This is a genomic window from Mesorhizobium alhagi CCNWXJ12-2 (assembly GCF_000236565.1).
Classification (GTDB): domain Bacteria; phylum Pseudomonadota; class Alphaproteobacteria; order Rhizobiales; family Rhizobiaceae; genus Allomesorhizobium; species Allomesorhizobium alhagi.
Map to the genome: position 1 here is coordinate 20215 of NZ_AHAM01000300.1, position 19387 is coordinate 39601.

17 protein-coding genes and 1 pseudogene are annotated in these 19387 nt (G+C 61.4%); 4 read left to right on the top strand and 14 right to left on the bottom strand.

Annotation, left to right across the window (positions count from 1 at the left end):
* Positions 1–112: 112 nt before the first annotated feature.
* Complete coding sequence (locus MAXJ12_RS31180) at positions 113–1489, bottom strand: aspartate aminotransferase family protein (protein WP_008840181.1); 1377 nt, start codon at positions 1487–1489, stop codon at positions 113–115.
* 377 nt (positions 1490–1866) lie between these two features.
* Between MAXJ12_RS31180 and MAXJ12_RS31185 the strand changes: the two genes are divergently transcribed.
* The gene (locus MAXJ12_RS31185) at positions 1867–2556 is read left to right on the top strand and encodes a haloacid dehalogenase type II (RefSeq protein ID WP_008840182.1); all 690 of its coding nucleotides are present in this window, start codon (positions 1867–1869) and stop codon (positions 2554–2556) included.
* 101 nt (positions 2557–2657) lie between these two features.
* On the opposite strand, the gene MAXJ12_RS31190 is transcribed toward MAXJ12_RS31185, so the two are convergent.
* From MAXJ12_RS31190 to argE, 6 genes are all read right to left on the bottom strand, one after another.
* On the bottom strand, positions 2658–4133 hold the full coding sequence (locus tag MAXJ12_RS31190; protein WP_008840183.1) for an NAD-dependent succinate-semialdehyde dehydrogenase: 1476 nt from the start codon (positions 4131–4133) through the stop codon (positions 2658–2660).
* Positions 4130–5194, bottom strand: coding sequence for a tartrate dehydrogenase (locus tag MAXJ12_RS31195; protein ID WP_008840184.1), 1065 nt, complete (start codon positions 5192–5194; stop codon positions 4130–4132). Before MAXJ12_RS31195 ends, MAXJ12_RS31190 begins: the two co-directional genes overlap by 4 nt.
* Positions 5191–5781, bottom strand: a complete 591-nt coding sequence (locus MAXJ12_RS31200) for an aldehyde dehydrogenase family protein (RefSeq protein WP_008840185.1) — start codon at positions 5779–5781, stop codon at positions 5191–5193. Before MAXJ12_RS31200 ends, MAXJ12_RS31195 begins: the two co-directional genes overlap by 4 nt.
* Positions 5782–5932: 151 nt before the next feature.
* The gene (locus tag MAXJ12_RS31205; protein ID WP_008840186.1) at positions 5933–6289 is read right to left on the bottom strand and encodes a cupin domain-containing protein; all 357 of its coding nucleotides are present in this window, start codon (positions 6287–6289) and stop codon (positions 5933–5935) included.
* 14 nt (positions 6290–6303) lie between these two features.
* Positions 6304–7227, bottom strand: coding sequence for a 2-hydroxyacid dehydrogenase (locus tag MAXJ12_RS31210; protein WP_008840187.1), 924 nt, complete (start codon positions 7225–7227; stop codon positions 6304–6306).
* Between the two features lie 19 nt (positions 7228–7246).
* Positions 7247–8371, bottom strand: a complete 1125-nt coding sequence (gene argE / locus MAXJ12_RS31215; RefSeq protein ID WP_008840188.1) for an acetylornithine deacetylase — start codon at positions 8369–8371, stop codon at positions 7247–7249.
* 243 nt (positions 8372–8614) lie between these two features.
* On the opposite strand from argE, the gene MAXJ12_RS31220 reads away from it, so the two are divergent.
* Together MAXJ12_RS31220 and MAXJ12_RS31225 are read left to right on the top strand one after the other, a co-directional pair.
* Complete coding sequence (locus tag MAXJ12_RS31220; RefSeq protein WP_008840189.1) at positions 8615–9493, top strand: GNAT family N-acetyltransferase; 879 nt, start codon at positions 8615–8617, stop codon at positions 9491–9493.
* A 919-nt stretch (positions 9494–10412) separates the two neighbouring features.
* On the top strand, positions 10413–10640 hold the full coding sequence (locus tag MAXJ12_RS31225) for a hypothetical protein (RefSeq protein ID WP_040589064.1): 228 nt from the start codon (positions 10413–10415) through the stop codon (positions 10638–10640).
* A gap of 77 nt (positions 10641–10717) precedes the next feature.
* Here MAXJ12_RS31225 and MAXJ12_RS37325 read toward each other — a convergent pair whose 3' ends face one another.
* The 5 genes and pseudogenes from MAXJ12_RS37325 to MAXJ12_RS31250 form a co-directional block, all read right to left on the bottom strand.
* On the bottom strand, positions 10718–10921 hold the full coding sequence (locus MAXJ12_RS37325) for a hypothetical protein (RefSeq protein ID WP_139044143.1): 204 nt from the start codon (positions 10919–10921) through the stop codon (positions 10718–10720).
* 174 nt (positions 10922–11095) lie between these two features.
* Positions 11096–12043 carry an ABC transporter permease gene (locus MAXJ12_RS31235; RefSeq protein WP_008840192.1) on the bottom strand — a complete coding sequence of 316 codons (948 nt, stop codon included), beginning with the start codon at positions 12041–12043 and terminating at the stop codon, positions 11096–11098.
* Positions 12040–12983 (bottom strand): annotated as a pseudogene (locus MAXJ12_RS31240) (ABC transporter permease). The gene MAXJ12_RS31235 and the pseudogene MAXJ12_RS31240 overlap by 4 nt, the downstream one beginning before the upstream one ends.
* Entirely contained in the window at positions 12983–14455 is a 1473-nt protein-coding gene (locus MAXJ12_RS31245; RefSeq protein WP_139044144.1) for a sugar ABC transporter ATP-binding protein, read from the bottom strand. Before MAXJ12_RS31245 ends, MAXJ12_RS31240 begins: the two are co-directional and overlap by 1 nt.
* Before the next feature lie 52 nt (positions 14456–14507).
* A complete protein-coding gene (locus MAXJ12_RS31250; RefSeq protein ID WP_008840196.1) occupies positions 14508–15518 on the bottom strand; it encodes an ABC transporter substrate-binding protein in 1011 nt (336 codons plus the stop codon).
* Positions 15519–15673: 155 nt separating this feature from the next.
* Here MAXJ12_RS31250 and MAXJ12_RS31255 point away from each other — a divergent pair, with 155 nt between their 5' ends.
* Positions 15674–16390, top strand: coding sequence for a GntR family transcriptional regulator (locus MAXJ12_RS31255; RefSeq protein WP_008840197.1), 717 nt, complete (start codon positions 15674–15676; stop codon positions 16388–16390).
* Between the two features lie 546 nt (positions 16391–16936).
* Here the strand turns inward: MAXJ12_RS31255 and MAXJ12_RS34770 are convergent.
* Together MAXJ12_RS34770 and MAXJ12_RS31265 are read right to left on the bottom strand one after the other, a co-directional pair.
* The gene (locus tag MAXJ12_RS34770) at positions 16937–17152 is read right to left on the bottom strand and encodes a hypothetical protein (RefSeq protein ID WP_008840199.1); all 216 of its coding nucleotides are present in this window, start codon (positions 17150–17152) and stop codon (positions 16937–16939) included.
* Between the two features lie 934 nt (positions 17153–18086).
* Entirely contained in the window at positions 18087–19190 is a 1104-nt protein-coding gene (locus tag MAXJ12_RS31265; protein ID WP_008840201.1) for an AI-2E family transporter, read from the bottom strand.
* Positions 19191–19387: the final 197 nt, after the last annotated feature.

The window sequence follows — 19387 nt, forward strand, 5'->3', positions numbered from 1 at the left end:
GCACACGAAGTGAGGGCGCCAATAACCGTGGACTGCCTCGCCGTCAATGCGTGAAACCCTGCTGACGGAGTTTAACCCAAGTAGCCGGACTACTCCGGCTGAAGCCGTCGGATCATCCGTTCATCGCAGCCCGCACATCCTTGTCTTCAAGCGTCTGGTCAAGCGTCATCCGCGTGCGTTCGATGATACCGTCAATGTCCTCATCGGTACAGCAGAGCGGCGGCGCATATCCCAGCACGCCATTCGCAAAAGCTCGGATGACGAGGCCGTTCTGCCATGCGCGGTCGAAGATGCGGCGCGCCGGATCGGCCTCCGGCGGCAGGCGCGTCTTGCGCTCCTTGTCGGTGACGAGTTCGACAGCCGCAAGCATGCCGCGACCGCGAACGTCGCCGACCAGAGGGTGATCGGCGAGCGAACGAAGGCCCTCCATCAGGCGCTTTCCGGCCTTTCGCCCATTGTCCAACAGGCCCTCTTCGTAGAGGCGCAGGCATTCGAGCGCGACCGCTGCGCTCACAGGATGCGCGGAATAGGTGTAGCCATGGCCGACGAGCGCCTCACCGGCCCCGTCCGCGATCGTGTCGTAAACGTGGTCGGAGATGAAAACGGCGCCCATCGGCACATAGCCCGAGGTCAGGCCCTTCGCCGTGGTCATGAGGTCGGGGACGACAGCATCGTCTTCACACGCAAAGAGCGGACCAGTACGGCCGAAGCCGGTGATGACTTCGTCGACAACGAACAGGACATCGTGTTCCTTGCAGACAGCGCGCATGGCCTTCAGCCAGCCGGCCGGCGGAACGAGAACACCACCCGATCCCTGGATCGGCTCCACATAGAAGGCGGCGACGCGATCCGCGCCGACTTCCGAGATCTTCGCCCTTAGGGCGGCGACCGACGCTTCGATGATCGCCCGCGGATCGGAGCCGACGGGATTGCGATAGGAATAATGGGAGGGGATCTTGTGTTGCCAGTCATAAGGCACGCCGAAGCCCGCGTGAAAGACCGATAGCGCGGTCAGGCCGGACCCCGCTGTCGAGGATCCATGGTAGCCGTATTCGACCGAAATGAACTGGTCCTTCTGCGGCGTACCCTTGGCATGGTTGTAATATCGAATGAACCGGATCGTGCTGTCGACCGCATCTGAGCCGCCGAGTGTGAAGTAAATGTGGTTGAGATCTCCCGGCGCCAGTTCGGCCAGCCTCGCAGCGAGGCGAATGGCTGGCTCGGAGCCGAGCCCGAAATAGCCCGTCGCATAGGGAAGCTCGCGCAGTTGCTTGGCGGCAGCCTCGACGATGCTGTCCTGCCCGTAGCCGGCATTGACGCACCACAGTCCCGCAAACCCGTCGAGCAGACTGTGCCCCGTGTCGTCGGTTACCGTCGCACCCTTTGCCGATTTCAGCACCCGCACGCCCATCGCTTCATGGCCGCGATAGGACGCGACCGGGTGAACCAGATGCGCGCGGTCGAGTTCGATCAACGAGTTCGCAAGCATTTCTTCCTCCAAATTAACCGAGTGCCTGACTGGTCAACGCATAGTTGTGTGGTCATGATGCAGTTCCGGCCTTCGTCTCCAGGGCGCAAGTTAGGCTGCCGCAGACCGCAGTTCCTCCCGACCAGAACCGATGCGATAGGCGTTTTGACTTTCCTTTGCCGCTGGCACCGCACCTTATGCCGAAGCACCGCCGATAGTCGCACTCCCGCCAAAGTTCGAAGCGAACTGCGGCGCAACTCTCTGCCAAAGCCCTTACACAATACAAAACAATCTGCTTCAGGGCGCATCGAATGCGGCGACTAGTCTTATCCGGTTCTCACTATGATCCTTCCCGTTAGCGGCACGCAGTGCCGACAGGATTGGAAGGATCGACGCCCATGACCCAGTTCAGACCGAAATACATCACCTTCGACTGCTATGGCACGCTGACCAACTTCGATATGGCCGGCGCGGCGCGGCGCGTCTACGGCGAGCGCCTCTCCCCAGAGGCAATGGCCAGTTTCGTGGAGGCCTTTAGAGGCTATCGCCTTGACGAGGTGCTGGGGCAATGGAAACCCTTCCTCGAGGTGGTGCAGAATTCCATCGAACGCAGCTGCAAGCGCATTGGTATCCAGTTCAAACCCGAAGACGCCCAACGCATCTATGACGAAGTGCCGACCTGGGGTCCGCACCCCGACGTCCCGGCGGGACTGGCCACGGTCGCCAAGGAAATCCCACTGGTGATCCTGTCCAACTCCATGGACAGCCTGATCATGTCGAATGTGGAAAAGCTCGGTGCGCCATTTCACACCGTCATCACCGCCGAAGAGGTTGGCGCCTATAAGCCGCTGATGAAGGGCTTTGAATACATGCTCGACAAGCTCGGCTGCGGCCCGGAGGACATCACTCATGTCTCCTCCTCATTCCGCTACGACCTGATGACGGCCTACGATCTCGGCATCAAGAACAAAGTTTGGGTGAACCGAGGCCATGAGCCCGCGAACCCCTTTTACGAATATAGCGAGATCAGGGATATCTCGGGCCTGGCCGCCGCTGTCGGCCTGGAGCCTGTTCGGGAAGTCGCGTGACGCGGGCGTCCTGTCTGTGACACCGCACTGCCTGAAGTAGAAAAAGGGGCGGTTGGACCGCCCCTTTTTGTTGTAGTGGTGTTTGGTCGCAAGTGAACTGTCTAGTCCAGCCCGCCGACATGAAGCGTCTTGATCTCAAGGTACTCTTCCAACCCGAGCTGCGATCCTTCACGTCCCAGCCCTGACTGCTTTACTCCGCCGAAAGGCGCGACTTCGGTTGAGATCGTGCCGGTATTGAGTCCGACCATGCCGAACTCCAGCGCCTCGGCCACACGCCACGACCGTTTGAGGTTCTCCGTGTAGAAATAGGCGGCAAGGCCGAACGGCGTTCCGTTGGCGATCGCAATTGCTTCGTTCTCGGTCTCGAAGCGGAAAAGCGGCGCCACGGGTCCGAAAGTCTCTTCTGATGCCAGAAGCATTTCAGTCGTTGCCTCACCAAGTACGATGGGACGGGCGTACTGCCGGCCCTCCGGTACCAATTCGCTCTGCGCCATGATCCTTGCGCCCTTGTCCAGGGCATCCGCGAGATGCCGCTCGATCTTTTCGATGGCTGCGCCGTTGATCATTGGCCCGATGACGACACCCTCCTCAGTACCGGCGCCAACCTTCATCTTCGCTACTCGGCTGGCAAGCTTTGCAGCAAACGCCTCATAGACGCCGGTCTGCACGAGAATGCGGTTGGCGCAGACGCAGGTCTGGCCGCCATTGCGAAATTTGGAGTTTACCGCCCCTTCGACGGCGAGATCGAGATCGGCGTCGTCGAAGACGATGAAGGGCGCATTCCCGCCGAGCTCAAGGCTAAGCCTTTTGATGCCGTCGGCGGCACCCTTCATCAGAAGCGCACCGACGCGGGTCGAACCGGTGAAGGAGATCTTGCGCACCGTTTCGTTGGCCATCAGCTCTTTGCCAATCTCCGCCGGCATGCCGGTCACGATGTTGATAACGCCTGCCGGGATACCCGCTCGCTCCGCCAGGACGCCGAGCGCGAGCGCCGAAAAGGGTGTGAACTCGGACGGCTTGATCACCACCGTGCAGCCGGCGGCAAGGGCGGGCGCAACCTTGCGCGTGATCATCGCGTTTGGGAAGTTCCAGGGCGTGATGATCGCGCAGACACCGACCGCCTCTTTCAACACCAAAATGCGCCGATCGTGGGTAGGTGACGGTATGGTCGACCCACTGACCCTGCGCGCCTCTTCCGCGAACCATTTGACGAAGGATGCCCCGTAGCGGATTTCCGCGAGCGCTTCGGCAAGTGGCTTGCCTTGTTCCAGCGTCAGCAAGAGCGCCAGATCCTGCTCGTGCTTGCGCATGAGATCATGCCAACGCTCCAGAAGCGCCGCACGCTCGGCATGGGTCTTCCTCTTCCAGCCTTTGAACGCGTCGGACGCGGCGTCGATTGCAGCTCTGGTCTCGTCACGCCCCATATCGGGAACGGTCCCAAGAACCCTGAGGCTGGCAGGATCGGTGACATCGACCGTGGCATTTGTGTGCGCATGCTGCCAGACATCACCTACAAGTGCCTGTTGGCGGAACAGGTCCGGATCGTTCAAAGCACCAATTTTCGTGATCGCATTCATGATCGTTCCTCTGCACCTTCAGTTATTGCCGCAAGCACAGCTTGCGTGATTGCTTCCGTCCGGTCCTTGCCCGCGATCGTGCCTATTCCCCGCGCGGTCACAGACTCGATTGCCGACATCACTTCGCCTGCCGCGTTCCGCTCGCCCAGATGTTCGAGCATCATCGCTCCGGACCAGATCGCGGCGATGGGATTGGCAATGCCGAGATGCGCGATATCGGGGGCAGAACCATGCACCGGTTCGAACATGGAAGGCGCCTCGCGGTCAGGATTGATATTGGCGGATGCGGCGAAGCCCAATCCGCCCTGGATAGCCGCTCCAAGATCGGTCAGGATGTCGCCGAAAAGGTTCGAAGCAACAATCACATCGAGGCTTTCGGGCGCCATGACCATGCGGGCCGCCATGGCGTCGATGTGGTAGTGCGAGACCTCCACGTCGCGATATTCCTTTGCTACCTCGCGCGTCACCTCATCCCAGAAGACCATGGAATATTTCTGTGCATTGGATTTGGTCACCGATGCGAGTTTCTTCCGGCGCGCACGCGCCTGCTCGAAGCCGAAGCGGATGATGCGTTCGACACCCACACGCGTGAAGATCGCGGTTTCAACCGCAACTTCATTACCCGTGCCCGAATGAACACGTCCACCGGCGCCAGAATATTCGCCTTCCGTGTTTTCACGGATGCACAGAATATCGAATCCTTCGGAGCGAAGTGGTCCCTGAACGCCCGGCAATAGCCTGTGCGGCCTTATGTTGGCATATTGCGTGAACGCCTTTCGGATCGGCAGCAGCAGCCCGTGGAGCGATACCGCGTCCGGCACCTCGGCCGGCCAGCCGACAGAGCCGAGATAGATCGCATCAAATTTTCGCAAGATCTCGATGCCGTCCTTCGGCATCATTGCGCCTGTTTTCCGGTAGTATGCGCAGGACCACGGGAAGTTCGTCCCTTCGAGGCCGAAACCACCGCGCTTTGCGGCTGCCCGCAACACCTGCCATGCGGCTTGCGTTACATCCTTGCCGACGCCGTCGCCCGGGATCAGCGCTATGGAATAGGTCTTCATGGACAGCCTTTCCTAGAGATCAATATGCACGCTCTTGGATTTGCGATTGGCGAGGTACGCTTCCGGCCCGAGATTCTTGCGCCGGATGTTTGTAGCCGCTGGTCGGAAGGATATGATGGCGCGTGCGACCCATATCGGTTCACCCCGCCCGTTCCCGCCTGCAGAGCCTTGGCGATACGAACGGCGCCGGAAAGATCGCGGGTGTAGGGCCGGGGCCTAGGTCGGGCAATCGGCATCTGCTCGGCAATCACCTTGACGTCGGTGCCGACAAGCTGTGCAATCGGACGCGCTGTCGAGACGGCTTCAAGCCGCCCCAGCGTCAATGCCTCCTTCTGGATCAAATCGGCCCAACGCTGCAGCGCAACGACCCGTTCGCGCGGCCTGACATCCGCCCAGCCGCTCGTCCTCAGCAACTGTTTTGCCGTTTGCACGACGCAGTCGACCAAATCCGCGACGGGCCAAGCGCCATAGCGCTTGCCATCGGACGGGCGGCGCATTTCCAGTGCGCCGTCCGTCTGCACCCGTTCACCGCCGATGCAGTGATAAAGCGGAAGATCGGGTGTGTCGGGGTCGAAGCTTAACGTCACTGTGCACCTCGCACGATCGTTTCATCGGAACGATAGTGGACCGCGCACCGCATTTTTCATCGAGGATGAGCCCACTGACAGTGTCGAATTGCGTAAGTCAGGATTGGGACAGCCAATTGTTCTGGAATGCCGGCGCACCTAAAGGCCGCACTCAATCAGAGACGCAGACATAGATCTTTCGCACAGTTTCGATCGTGCGCCAGACGCCGACAAAGCCGGGCTTCATCACAAAGCTGTCGCCGGCGCGGTAAGTCTTCGTCTCACCGCCCTTTTCCTCGATTTCGACGAGCCCCGAAATGATGTGACAGAACTCGCAGGTTGTGCCCTTGATCGAATGCGTCTCGCCGGGCGTCGCCTCCCAGACGCCGGTCAGAACCTTCTCACCTTTCGAGGCGTCCTGCGCCCAGGTCTTGAAGGATGGAGTACCGGAAATGAGCCGCTCCGGCATCGGCAATGCCTCCTTCGGCGTGAAGGCGGGATTTGTGTCGATCGTGATCAGAAGTGACATTTGAGGTTTCCTGGTTAGTAGCCGAGCGTCTGATCGATGAGGCCGATCAGAGCTTTCCCGGCGCGGTGGCGCCGGATGTTGTCCACGACGGATTGCGCCGCCGTATGTGGTTGCGTCACCGAGGCGATATGCGGCGTGATCGCCACTTTCGGGTGCTGCCAGAGCGGATGGTCTTCCTGCAGCGGCTCGGGATCGGTGACATCGAGCATTGCCGCGGCGAGATGACCACTATCGAGGGCGTTGATCAGCGCAGCTTGATCCAGTTGCGGCCCGCGGCCCACATGTAGCAGCCGCGCCCCAAACGGCAGCATGGAGAATAGCTCTGCATGGAGAACGCCGCGGGTTTGTTCCGTAAGCGGCAGAAGGCAGACGAGAATATCCGTCTGCGCAAGAAAGTCGGCAAGCTGGTGGGCGCCATGAAAGCAGACGACCCCTTCGATCTCCTTCTTGCTTCGGCTCCAACCGGTGAGAGGAAAGCGAAACGGCTGCAATCGCTCGATAGCCGCCTGCGCCAGCATACCGAGGCCGAGAAAACCCACACGACGCTCGGTTGCCTGCGGGACGGCAAGAGCCCGCCACGTGTGGCTCTTTTGCTGTTCGCGATAGGCAAACATCTCCCGGTGTAGGCTCAGCACTCCCAGAACGACGTATTCCTGCATCATGCATATGATGCCGTCCTCCACCATGCGCACCAGCTTGACGCCTTCGGGCACACTTCCAGACGTGAACTGGTCGACGCCGGCGCCGAGGGAAAACAGAACTTCGAGATTGCGATAGCGCGAGATATCGTCAGGCGCCGTCCAGGTCAGAAGGTAGCGCACCTCTCTCGGGTCAACTGTTTCGCTGCAATGGAAGAATGCGAGGTCCGGAAGCTCGCGCCCAAAAACCTCGCGGAAGACTGCCCCGCGCGCGGCATCGGAATTGAAAAGAAATGCCATGGAACCCGCCCTCTCCAATTCATGCTGCAAGGCGCGCGCCGAGATCCTCGATCATGCTCTGGCAGGCAGCAAGTTCGCCAATCTCGATATACTCGTCAGGACGATGTGCGCGGCCGATATTCCCGGGGCCGCAAATGATCGCGTCAATGCCGGCCTGCTGATAGAGGCCGGCCTCCGTGCCGTAGCTCACCGCAGAAAGTGGCTCCTGCCCCGTCAACTCGACCAGAAGGACTGCCAGATCACTCTCCTCGGCAAGCGAAAGCCCAGGGTAGGCGCTCAGCTCGCGCCACCCCACTTCAAAGCCGTTGTCGCGCAGAGCCAATAGCTGGGCTTTCACCGGCTCCAGCAGGGATGACGGGGAAACACCCGGCACAGCACGTACCTCGATATCGGCCGTGCAGCGGTCAGGGATGATGTTGACGGCCTGGCCGCCGGCGATAACGCCGACCTGCAATGACGAGTATGGCGGCGCAAAATCTTCGTGGAAGGGTCCGTTCGCCAGGGATTGGCCGTAGGCCACGACCCGAGTGATCAGGCCGGACATGGCGTGAACCGCGTTGAGTCCCAGATCCGGGCGTGAGGAATGTCCGGAGCGCCCGATCACCTCGAGCTGCACGGCAGCCTTGCCCTTATGTGCGCATACGGCCTGCATCCCGCTCGGTTCACCTATAACTGCTCCGAGGGGCCGCTCGCATAGACTCGGCAGCGCTGCGATGAGATGTGGAACGCCGCGGCCGCCCGCCTCCTCGTCATATGAGAATGCAAGGTGAATGGGCCGTCGCAAATTCATGGTCGCTAGCCGCGGCAAGGCGGCCAGGGCGCAGGCAAGAAACCCCTTCATGTCAGTGGCGCCGCGACCGTAAAGCCTGTCGCCATTACGGCGCAAAGTGAACGGATCGGAGGTCCATTCCGATTCACCGGCCGGCACGACATCCATGTGGCCGGACAAGATGTACCCCCGGCCGTCGCGCGGGCCGATCGTCGCAAAAAGGTTGGACCGGTCACCTTCGGGGCCGGGATGGACCGACACGGCGGTGCCGGCTGCATCACAGTATCCACGTATCCAATCGACGATCTCGCCGTTTGGCATACCCACAACAGTAGGAAATGCGATTAGCCTCGCGAGAATTTCTTCCACATTCACGGGTACCGCTCCACTCGCGCAATTTGCTGCGTACAGACAATGTAACAGCCGGCGGGAGCATTCTCTGCCGAATGGCGGTGGGCTTTGGCTGAAGATTTCGAATATATGCCCGGAACTAGCGAAACATGCTGGCCTTGGAGTGCGATGGTAGGGCAAAAGACGCCTGCGGCAGCATTGCAGCAGGTAGCAGGATCAAGGCATGCTCGTGGACTTGGGTATTTGCTGAAGGAGCGGATGAACTGAATGGAGAGATCGGTGCGCCTGAAGTCCTTCGAATTGGTGGCGCGGGACATTAATGATGCCGACGTGGAGCTGCTGCACGCGCTCTCCATTTCAGTCGGCTGGCCTCATCGGCCGAAGGATTGGGACTTTCTGCGCCGTGTCGGCCGCGGCCTCGTTGCCGTAGACGGCATCGGACGCGTTTTCGGCAGTGCGATGTGGTTTCCTCATGGCGACGATTTCGCCACCATCGGCGTAGTGATCACAACGCCTCGCGCACAGGCGCAAGGAGGCGGCCGATGGCTCATGGAACAGGTGCTTGAACAGTGCGGCGATCGCAACTTGGCACTCAATGCTACCCATGCTGCCTACCCTCTCTACGTCTCACTGGGCTTCACGACCGAGGCGATCGTATACATGCGCCAGGGGGAGGTTCCACAAACACTCTCGACAATGCCAGCCTTGGACGGTGAATTGCAGGCGCAATCCATGGACGGGCTGGAGGAGATCACGGCGCTGGATGCGCGCGCGTTTGGGACAAACCGCGAGAGGCTGCTCGCGTTGCTCTCAGCGGGCGCCACAATCTGCACTTTGAGCCGTGGCGGCGAGATCGTCGGCTATTCCATGCGTCGCGAATTCGGGCGCGGTCATGTGATCGGCCCCATAGTCGCGCGGAACGATGAAGACGCGGTCCATCTCACAGCGGTGCATCTGAGAGATCTGTCAGGACGGTTCGTTCGCGTCGATACGCGCGAGAAAGATGGCATGTTTGCCGAGTTTCTTCAGCAGAGCGGCCTCGGCGTTGCCGAGACAGTTACAACCATGTCCAAAGGGCGGCGTTTCCTGAACCGGGAAACGGGTGAGTCGTGGATTTATGGATTGGCCGGCCACGCATTGAGCTGAACACAGGAACTGCAAGACCCCGAACAGTCCTGTCAGCAGATCGTGACGCAGTGCCGTGCCCGACGCTCGTCGCATTCGTGTAGGCAATCTCTGGTTCTGGCATTGGCTTCGGGCCGGACAATATCTTCGTTGTGACCCAATCGGCCGTACATGGTTGGCGGGAGAGCATCGCTGTAACTCTGGCTATTTGCGCCGGTCTCATCTTACATGTCGCATGAGACCATCAGCTCGACGGTTTTCTCATCGCCGGTGTCGGCTTAAACGCCGGCCGCCCGCGGCCTCGTGCTGATTTCGTCATTGACCGTTTTTGGCGTTCCTCGGCGGCTGACCCGAAATTTCCGCAGCGTGAAGAAATTTTGTGAACGTGACACCCGTGCGGTTGGACCCCCCAGAGGCCCCAGAGATATGCACCCCCCTACCGGAGAAGCCGATTGCTGTTTCCGTGCTGGGGCGGTAAGGGATCGGCGGCCATAGCGGTTCCGCGAAATTGTTATGGTCAGGCCCGATCATGCGCCCCTCTCCATTGCCAGCCTTGGTCGGGCCGCTCCTTCTGAAGGTTCATTGTGGCACTGCTGCCGTCGGGGTATACTAAGGGGCAGCCATGACGGGTTTCCGCAGCATGTCCACGTCGTGGCCGGGCCCGACCAAAAAGCTAATCCCTCGTTGGTCGGGCCTTTTTGTAGCTCAGAACCTCTCCGCCATCCTGCTCGCCCTTGCCTTCGCCAGGGTATGATGACGGCCGCAGAGGCATTGGTGACGTCGAGTGGGTCACCGCCGTCCTTTCGTTCCCGGATATGATCGACTGAGCTGTTCCACCCCAGCTTGTAGAACCAAGCCGCTTCGGTTCTTGCTGCCGCCGGCGCTCGTTGCGCTTGGCTGCCCAAGGAAACGCCCGGGGTTGTCAGCCCCTGATGACCCAATGGACAACCGGCGCGACCTTACATATAGGCACGCGGTGGAAATGGGGACCCATATGCGCGAACAATTGATATCACTCATGAAGCGGCTCAAGGACGAACAGCAGAGGCTACTTTTCGCCGCCGCGGAATCTGCGACGCTGCCAAGCCTCAGCACGATTCAGCGGGTGGCTGATATTGAACTCAATATCGCTGCGATTGAGAACACATTAGCCGAGTTGCCGTCCTGATCTGAGACGAGCTACCGCGCTGCTCCACGCGTGGCGTTCTGCTTTTTTCGTTTATACGGGAAGGTGGCATCGCCATCCTAATTCCTTGGTGATGAGAGGGGGGCGAGATGGCAACCGACATGACAGCCCCCTTGCTGGAATGGCAATTTGCCGTAGATGTATTCGGCAAATTGCCAATTTGCAATGACGGCAATCTTCGCTGAAAACATGGTCGGGACGGTCGGAATACTGGCATATGGATCGTTGATCGGCGATCCTGGCGACGAAATCGCGCCAATCATCACCTCGCGCCTTGCGTTCAGACACCGTTCCCCCGTGGAGTTCGCGGGCAAAGTCGAACGAGAAGGTGGGCCGACGCTGGTCCGAGCGAACACGGCTGCCCGGCAAGAGCTGAGGTACTCATAGTCGAGCTCGATGCGACCGATCACGGATTCGGCCTCAAACGCGTGCGGCCGTTAGCCCGAGGGTTTGCGACCGCTGGCGATAGTGATAACCGCGATGATGATCATACCGGTGAGCACCATGCGGATACCGGCTCCGAAGCCGTAAGTGTTGAGCATGGTGACGAGCAGGAACAACAGCATGGCTGCACCCCACAGGCCCGGCAGATTGGCGAAGCCCCCCGCCACCGAGGTCCCGCCGATCACCACGACGGCAATCGAGGCGAGCAGGTACTCCGCGCCCATGTTGAGTGCGGCGCCGCCGGAGAAGCCGGAGACCAGATAGCCGGTCAGGCCGGCGAACATACCGCACATGACATAGGTGGCGAAGCGCACGCGGTCGACCGGCAGGCCCGCAAGTCGCGCGGCGCGCGCGTTCTGGCCGATCGCCGTCACGGTCCGTCCGAACACCGTACGGTTCAGGATCACGCTCATCACGAACGTGATGACCATGCCGGCGACGGCAAGGAGCGGGATGCCCCACAGGATCCAAGTGGTGAAGTCGGCGAGCAGTGGTGGCGGCTTGATGCGCAGGCCCCGGCTATATGAGATGGCGGCGGACAGAAACAGGAAGCTGGACGACAGCGTGGCGATGATTGGCGGTATGCGAAGCAACCGGATCAGCCCGTAGTTGAAGACGCCGACGCCGGCGCCGCAGCCGAGCGCGATCGCCAGCCCCGGCACGATCATCGCGTTGCTGCCGTCCATGATCTTCATTGAGACCGCTCCGGCGAGTGTCATGGTGGCGGGAATGGAGAGGTCGACGTTGCCCGGACCGAGCGTGATGACATACATCTGCCCGATTGCTACCAGCACCGAGAAGGTGGCGAAGGACAGCGCAGCGGTCAGCACGCCGCCGCCGCCCAGCCCCTCGGTGAAGGCGATGGTGGCGAGCCAAATCGCCAGTGCCCCGGCATAGGCGCCGAGCCACGGTTTTCTGAGGATCTGGCGCAGCGCCGTCATAGGCCACTCGCCTCGGCGCGGTTTATGATCACGCGCAGCGCCAGCACCAGAATGAGGATGGCGCCCTGCGCGCCGATCTGCCAGTCGGGGTTGAGCCGCAAGAAGGACAGGAAGGACCCGGCAAGCGTCAGCGTCATGGCGCCGATGACCGCGCCGACCGGCGAGATGCGACCGCCCGTGAACTCTCCGCCGCCGAGGATAACGCCGGCGATCGAGAGCAGCGTATAGCGCAAGGCGATGTTGGCGTCGCCGGAAGTAGTGAGGCCGACCAGCGACAGGCCCGAGAACATGCCGAACAGCCCGGCAAACGCAAACATGATCACCTTGGCTTTCAGCAGCGACCAGCCGGCGCGCTCGACCGAGCGTGGATTGCCGCCCACGCCGCGCAGCACCACGCCCAGGGCGGAGCGCATCAGCCCGAAATGCACGACCACCGCGAGAGCGAGCAGGGCGTAGATCGTGAACGGCACCAGCGGCGTCTTCCAGGTCATCAGCGCTCGCAGCCAGTCCGGTGCCTTGCCGCCGGGCGTCGGCAGCACGAGGATCGCCAGGCCGAGCCAGACAAAGGACATGCCAAGCGTCACGACGATGGATGGCAGGTTCCTGAGATGGATCAACGCGCCGACCGCGGCATAGATCAGAATGCCCCGCCTGCCAGCGCCGCCATCCCGAGCAGCGGCTGCTCGGTGAGCCAGGTGGCCGCGACGCAGGCGACGAACCCGACATAGGCGCCGAGCGACAGGTCGAGATCGTTTACTGTGATGACGAACATCTGGGCGATAGTCGCAAAGGCGATCGGCAGCGCGAGATTGAGCAGCAGGTTAAGGCCGACATAACTCATGGCGCGCGGCTGCAGCCAGAATACCGCCAGCAGGATGGCGACGAAGGACAGCATTGGCAGCAGGATGCGGGCGTTGCGGGCCAGGAATGAGACTGGCATCAGGCGGCAGCCTCGAAGGAGGAATGCAGCACCCGTTCCTCAATGATGGAGTCGCCCGAAAGCTCGTCAACGATGCGCCCGTTGCGGAACACATAAACCCGGTCGCAATGCTTCAACTCGTCCATCTCGGTCGTGTACCAGAGGAACGTGCGCCCCGCCGCCGCTTCCTGCCTCAGCATGCCGTAAACTTCCTGCTTCGTGCCGATGTCGACACCGCGCATAGGATCGTCCATGAGGATGATGTCGGCGTCAGAACCGAGGGCGCGAGCGAACAGCACCTTTTGCTGATTGCCGCCGGATAGGGAGAGGATAGGATTGGCCATGTCCGGCGTACGGATGCCGATCTTCTGCTTCCACTCCTCGCCCATGCGCGCTTCCGCGCGCGGATCGATTAGCCAGCCTTTGGTCAGCCGCGTCAGAGAACTGATGGTGGCGTTGCCGCAAATCGACCAGAGCGGAAACAAGCCGTCGGCCTGCCGGTCGCCCGCAACCATTGCCGTGCTGCCGGACACCGTGACCCCGGCCTGCGCCTTGCGCTGCCCATGGAAGATGCGGACCAACATTTCGGTCTGGCCATGGCCCCCGAGGCCAGCGAGACCGATGACCTCGCCGCGGTTGGCCACCAGAGTGGTCGCGTCGCCCTGCACCGCGGGTGCCGCCGAGACCTTGAGTTCGACGGCGGCGGTTGCCGAGCGCTGCTCGCGCGGGGCCTGTTCCTGTGCCACGCTGCCCATGCTCTCGACGAGCGTGACCCGTGTGAAGTCGCGCGCCACACGGTCTGCGACAACGCCGCCGTCGCGCATGACCACGATGCGGCCGGCGGTCGTCAGGATTTCATTGAGAAGGTGCGAGATGAGGATCACTGCGCCGCCGCCGGTGACGAAGTTTCGTACAAAAGCGAGTAACTGGCCGGCCAGCACGCCGTCCAGCGACGAGGTCGGCTCGTCAAGGATAACCAGCCGGACCTGCGTGTCGGTTGCCGAGAAGGCGCGGGCGATCTCGACCATCTGCCGCCTCGCGATGGAAAGGTCGCCTACGAGCTGTGACGGGTCGATGTCATGGCCAGGAAAAATTGAGTCGAGCATGCCGCCGATCAGCGTTGCGGCGCGGCGGCGCCAGCCGATCCCCTTTAGCGGCGGATGCATGATTCGAGCGTTCTCGGCGACCGACAGGTTCGGGCAGAGCGACAGCTCCTGGAAGACGCAGCGTATGCCCAAGCGGTTTGCGGCGGCAACTCCATAGCGCTCGGAAACATCATCGCCCGAAACGAGAATGCGGCCGGCTGAAGCCGAAAGCGTGCCGGCGAGGATGTTCATCAGCGTTGACTTGCCGGCGCCGTTGTGCCCGACAAGGCCGAGGCACACGCCGGCCGGCACCGCGAGGCTGACCCGCGCAAGCGCGCGAACGGCGCCGAAATTCTTTTCGACGCCATCCAGATGAATGAGGACGTTATGATTGTTCTGCAACTGCATCTGCATCGGCCAGGCGGGCTGCCTGTCGAGTGGCTGCCCGCCTGGTCCAATATTACATGCCGCCGATGACCTTCTGCGCGTCCTCGAGCGAATATTCGGTGTTGGCCACGCCGCCCGCTTCCGTATTGGCCAGGTTCTCCTCGAGATTCGCCTGGTCGATGCGCAGGAATGGCACGGTCAGATCCTTGGGTACGTCCTTGCCGTCCAGGATCTGCTGGGCAACCCAGAACGCCAGTGTCGAGACGCCGGGCGCGATCGACACCGACATGGTCTCGTAGCCGTTGGCGTCCTTCTGTTCCTTCCACCAGGCGAGTTCATCCTGGCGATTGCCCATGATGATGAGCGGTGTCGGCCGGTTCGCGGCTTTGAAGGCCTGTGCCGCACCATAGCCGTCGCCGCCCTGCGTCACGACCGCCTTGATCTCCGGCAGCGAAGGTAGAACGCCGGCAACAGCCTTCTGCGCGACATCCTGAGCCCAGTCGCCGTGAACCGAGCCGACAATCTTGAACTGCGGGTTCTCCGCCACGCCTTCGTGGATGCCTTTCGATATCTCGTCGTCGACGAAGACGCCGGCGAGGCCGCGGATCTCCAGCAGATTGCCGCCTTCGGGCATTTTTTCCTTCAGGTAAAGGACCTCATCCTTGCCCATCTGCTTGAAGTCGACGGCAATGCGCCATGCGCAGGGCTCAGTGACGATGCCATCGAAGGACACGACCGTTATGCCAGCGTCGCATGCCTCCTTCACGGCGCCGTTGAGCGCGTCCGGCGAGGCCGCGTTGATGACGATCGCATCATAACCCTGGAGGATCATGTTCTGAATTTGCGCCGCCTGCTCGGTTACCTGGTTCTCGGCCGTGGTGAACGCGTCAGCCGCAGCGACGACCCTGTCGGCGACTGCCTGCTTGGTGACCTTGTCCCAGCTCTTCAGCATGGCCTGGCGCCACGAATTGCCGGCATAGTTGTTGGAAAGCGCGATCCGCTTGTCCGAGGTATCGGCTTGGGATGCGGTTGCCGCGAGGATGAACCCCGTGGCCAGAATTGCCCGATGCACAACTTTGTTCATTACTTCCTCCCTTTGACGTCGTCGTCGCTGTTGGCGTGATCGACTGCCGGTTTGCTGCCTAATTGCGGATTTGTGCAAATTGCCCGAACCCCTCCACTTCGGCCCGGGCCAAAGCCGCCATTGGCACGCGGCAATCAACCTACTAACATGCCAGTATGGGCGCAACTGAAGAAACGGGTCTGACGGTGGGCTCCCCCGTAGTGCGCATGACGCGGCCCTCGGGGGCTACAGCTCGGGTCGTCGACGGGCTGCGCCGCGCCATCGTCAACCTGGAATTTGAACCCGGGGCCAAACTGGACAAGGCGGAGCTGACGCGGCGGTTCGGCGTGTCGCGTTTCCCGGTCGCCGAGGCGTTGAACCGCCTCAAGGAGGAGGGTCTGGTCGACATCCGCCCGCAAAGCGGATCCATCGTTTCGCGCATACGCCTTGCCGACGCGCGAGAGAATATGTTCCTCCGCCGCGCCCTGGAAGGGGAAGCAGTTGCGTACCACGCGCAACACCGCTCGAAAGAGCTGCTTTCAGCATTGCGGCTCAACATGGGCCAGCAGAAAGTAGCGATCGCTGGGGACGAGCGCGCCCAATTCCACCGACTCGACCTAGAATTGCACGACCTGTTTGTCTCGGTGATCGGCTATCCGCGCGCACGGGCCGTGGCGGAGGGGGCGCGATTGTCGCTCGACCGCGCCCGCCGGTTGCTGATCACACCGAGGCGCATTGCCCTGACCTTCAGGGAACATGCCGCAATCGTCGCGGCGATCGCCGCCGGCGATGCCCTTGCTGCCCGAAAAGCAATGTCGGCCCATCTGGATTCGGTGATTGGTGAACTGGAAGACTTCGCCAGGGAATACCCGGCGTTATTTGACGGCAACTGACTGGTGTACGAGGCCCCGCGCACGCTCCGGCAGAGAATATCTTGACGTGGTGAGTGCATTCGTCGGGCAGCCTTCAACGCGCTTGAAATCTTCCCAGTTGCATTGCAGCAGCCACAACGGGTCAGCTCCTTTTTGTGGAATCCGGATCCATGAATTCGTGCTAGCATTCCATGCCCGTCTTTCCTGCGCTGCTGATCAAACTGTGAATATCCATGTCATTTCTTCTTCGTCCGCCATCGCCTCCCAAGCAGACATTGGCAGACAGCAGTGAGCGAGCGATGCCACGCCGGCCGCTCGTGAATTGAGTTTGGACCAACTTGCCGCGATGGCGAGGCTGCCCTCCGGGGTCTCTCAGCCCTCACGCCTGACGCACACGCCATGCCAGCCAGGCGAGTGCAAAACCCTCGCTGACCAACCCGATGGCCAAAAGCGCTCCCAGCAGCCACGCTGCAGCGACGGGCATGCTGTCCCAGAGCACCAGCGCCAGCACGATGCCGACAATGCCGCTGAGGAGTACCCAGCCCCAATTCGGAAACGGCCTGATGGTCAGAGCGAAGATGACCTTCGACTGCCCTCCGCCATGAACAGTACGATCAAGAGAAGCGTCAGTGTCAGTAAGCTCTCGCCGGGGTTGCGCAGGAACAGCGCGCCGACTAGAACGAACAGCACGACCGAGAGGAGCTGAAGCCAGAATTCCGGCGCAGCCCCGGCGCCGAAGAGCCCCAGCGCCTGCACGACGCCGCAGAAGACGACCGCTGCCACCGCGACAGTACCGGGAAAATCAGCGCCAGTATGCCACGCTTTGCGAAGAACTCGTGGACCGTCGTCACGCCGGCTTTGACGCTAGGCTTATGCTTCTTCCAGACCTCCTTCTGATTGTCGAGCGAGGCGGAGGCGACCGTGCGAAGCTGCCGACACCCCGCCTACGACCCTGTCCCACCGTTCGCACACCTACGGGCGCGAACTCCCCTTCACTTTCCGGCAGTATCGCGATGCGGCTATTCGGGGCGAACAGCTACTCGACGACGAGGCCGAACGTGGTATCGCGACCTGGACATCGCCTGCCGAAATCGCTCGGCTTCTACTGATGCGACGCATTCCAAGACCTATTCGCCACGAGAGCGACCTTTGGCGCTTCAGGGTGCTCGGCGCCATCACCCGATCTCGATGGCATCGTTGCCGCGGAACAGGAGAACCTACCCACGCCCGCAAGTCCGACCTTCGGCTTCACATGCGACCGGCGCGGCTGGCCGGGATAGCAATTGTCGAGCGTGCCCGACCGGAAATGCTCCGAATGCTGCGTCGCCACATGGTGGGCGACAACAGGTTCCGATTCACCGACACCACCGAACGCATGATAGCCCAAGCCCACTGGCCGGGGTCTTTCCTGCTGCAGCAAATTTGAAAACCACCCAGGCAGGATTCTCATAATTGAATGATCAACCCGAGCCAAACTCGGCGCATTCTTACGTTCAATGCCAAACGACAGGAAGGCTACGACCGCCAACCAAAGCGGAGTGCCCTCCAAGATTCGCGGCATGAGGTCCACACTCATAACCGCGATTGCCACGCCCACTGCGGCATGAAGCGCCGACCCTATCACTCATCCTGGGGCGAGGGGTGCTTTCGGCGATGCGCTTCCAATGCCGCTGCCACCAGCGGGAAGCAGGGCTATCGCAACACATCAGGCATGCCGTCATGGGCGCTCTTCATCCTCGACGTAGAAGCGGAGGATAAAGACGCGTCCAATGGCGGCGAGCGGTGTTGCCAGAGCAAGACCGTACAATCCGAAGAGCACGCCGAGAACGATCTGGCTAGCGAAGAGGACGGCCGGAGGCACCGAGATCGCGCGCTTCTGGATCATGGGAGTGAGGAGATAGCTTTCCAGGGCTTGCACCCCGACATAGATCGCCAGTGCGCCGATAACGCCATACAATCCGCTGGCGAGGCTTGCCAGCATGATCGCGATGCCCGAAACGAGCGGCCCGACTGTCGGGATGAAGGCGAGCAAGCCTGCTTGCAATCCAAGCGCGAAGGAAGGTCCCACACCGACAAGCCACAGGCCGAGCCAGGTGACCAGGAAGATGACCGTCATGGTCAAGGATTGGCCGAGCAGCCAGTGACGGAGCGTCTCGCCCGCCTCGTCCAGCACTGCCCGACCCCGCTCGCGGCGCGCAGGCTGAAAAAGAAGCAGCAGCAGGTCCCGATAGACCGCTGGTTGAGCGGCGATGAAGACCCCGAGAAAGATGATCACGACGGCGTTGCCGAGCAGGCCGAACACCACCGCGAGCGCCGTCCATGCGGTTCCGAACAGGGCCTGCAAATCTGGAAGGAAGGATTGGATGCTTGGCGTATCGGATTCGCTGCCGGTCGGCTCGCTATCCGGAGGCTCGCCTGCGGCATTCTCGGAACCGACAAGGGTGTCGGGAACCTGCAATCCGCGTTGTTCGAGCCAACCGAGCACCTGGTTGAGTTGCTCGCGAAGCGTTGTCATCAGTTCGGTCGCCTGCATGGCGACGACGGCGCTGCCCCAAACGATCCCCGCCACGATCAGAAGGCCGAGAATGGTGCAGACGATGGCCAGGCGGATTCCATGGCTCCATTCGACCAGCCTGCCGAGGAGACGGGTAAGACCATCGAGAAACGCCCCGAACAGGATGCCCGCGAAGATCAGGAGAAAGGCGTTGCTCGCCGTCCATAGGATAAACAGCATGGCAACCGCAAATGCGACGAGAGCGACCGCGTACCTGACGATCGTCAGCGGGTGAATTCCGGGGGAGCTGTCCCTGATCCTTGCCACGGGTTTGCCTTCATGTTCGGATCGACGCCGACGCCGATCTTTCCCCATTTCCGAAGCGACCCTCGAACGCGGCATGCCCGTTGATGCGCATCAGGCACCGGCAGGTGAGTCCTTCACCTCTCTCGCGCCCAGCCCCAGGCATGGGCACCGCGCACTCGCAAAACCGGACTGGACGTTGGAGGTGGAGCTCACGCCTA

Excerpts from the sequence above, each read along its gene's own strand:
- MAXJ12_RS31180 (WP_008840181.1), bottom strand. The coding sequence starts at position 1,489 with ATGCTTGCGAACTCGTTGATCGAACTCGACCGCGCGCATCTGGTTCAC.
- MAXJ12_RS31185 (WP_008840182.1), top strand. The coding sequence starts at position 1,867 with ATGACCCAGTTCAGACCGAAATACATCACCTTCGACTGCTATGGCACG.
- MAXJ12_RS31190 (WP_008840183.1), bottom strand. The coding sequence starts at position 4,133 with ATGAATGCGATCACGAAAATTGGTGCTTTGAACGATCCGGACCTGTTC.
- MAXJ12_RS31195 (WP_008840184.1), bottom strand. The coding sequence starts at position 5,194 with ATGAAGACCTATTCCATAGCGCTGATCCCGGGCGACGGCGTCGGCAAG.
- MAXJ12_RS31205 (WP_008840186.1), bottom strand. The coding sequence starts at position 6,289 with ATGTCACTTCTGATCACGATCGACACAAATCCCGCCTTCACGCCGAAG.
- MAXJ12_RS31210 (WP_008840187.1), bottom strand. The coding sequence starts at position 7,227 with ATGGCATTTCTTTTCAATTCCGATGCCGCGCGCGGGGCAGTCTTCCGC.
- MAXJ12_RS31220 (WP_008840189.1), top strand. The coding sequence starts at position 8,615 with ATGGAGAGATCGGTGCGCCTGAAGTCCTTCGAATTGGTGGCGCGGGAC.
- MAXJ12_RS31225 (WP_040589064.1), top strand. The coding sequence starts at position 10,413 with ATGGACAACCGGCGCGACCTTACATATAGGCACGCGGTGGAAATGGGG.
- MAXJ12_RS37325 (WP_139044143.1), bottom strand. The coding sequence starts at position 10,921 with ATGATTGGCGCGATTTCGTCGCCAGGATCGCCGATCAACGATCCATAT.
- MAXJ12_RS31235 (WP_008840192.1), bottom strand. The coding sequence starts at position 12,043 with ATGACGGCGCTGCGCCAGATCCTCAGAAAACCGTGGCTCGGCGCCTAT.
- MAXJ12_RS31245 (WP_139044144.1), bottom strand. The coding sequence starts at position 14,455 with ATGCAGTTGCAGAACAATCATAACGTCCTCATTCATCTGGATGGCGTC.
- MAXJ12_RS31250 (WP_008840196.1), bottom strand. The coding sequence starts at position 15,518 with ATGAACAAAGTTGTGCATCGGGCAATTCTGGCCACGGGGTTCATCCTC.
- MAXJ12_RS31255 (WP_008840197.1), top strand. The coding sequence starts at position 15,674 with ATGGGCGCAACTGAAGAAACGGGTCTGACGGTGGGCTCCCCCGTAGTG.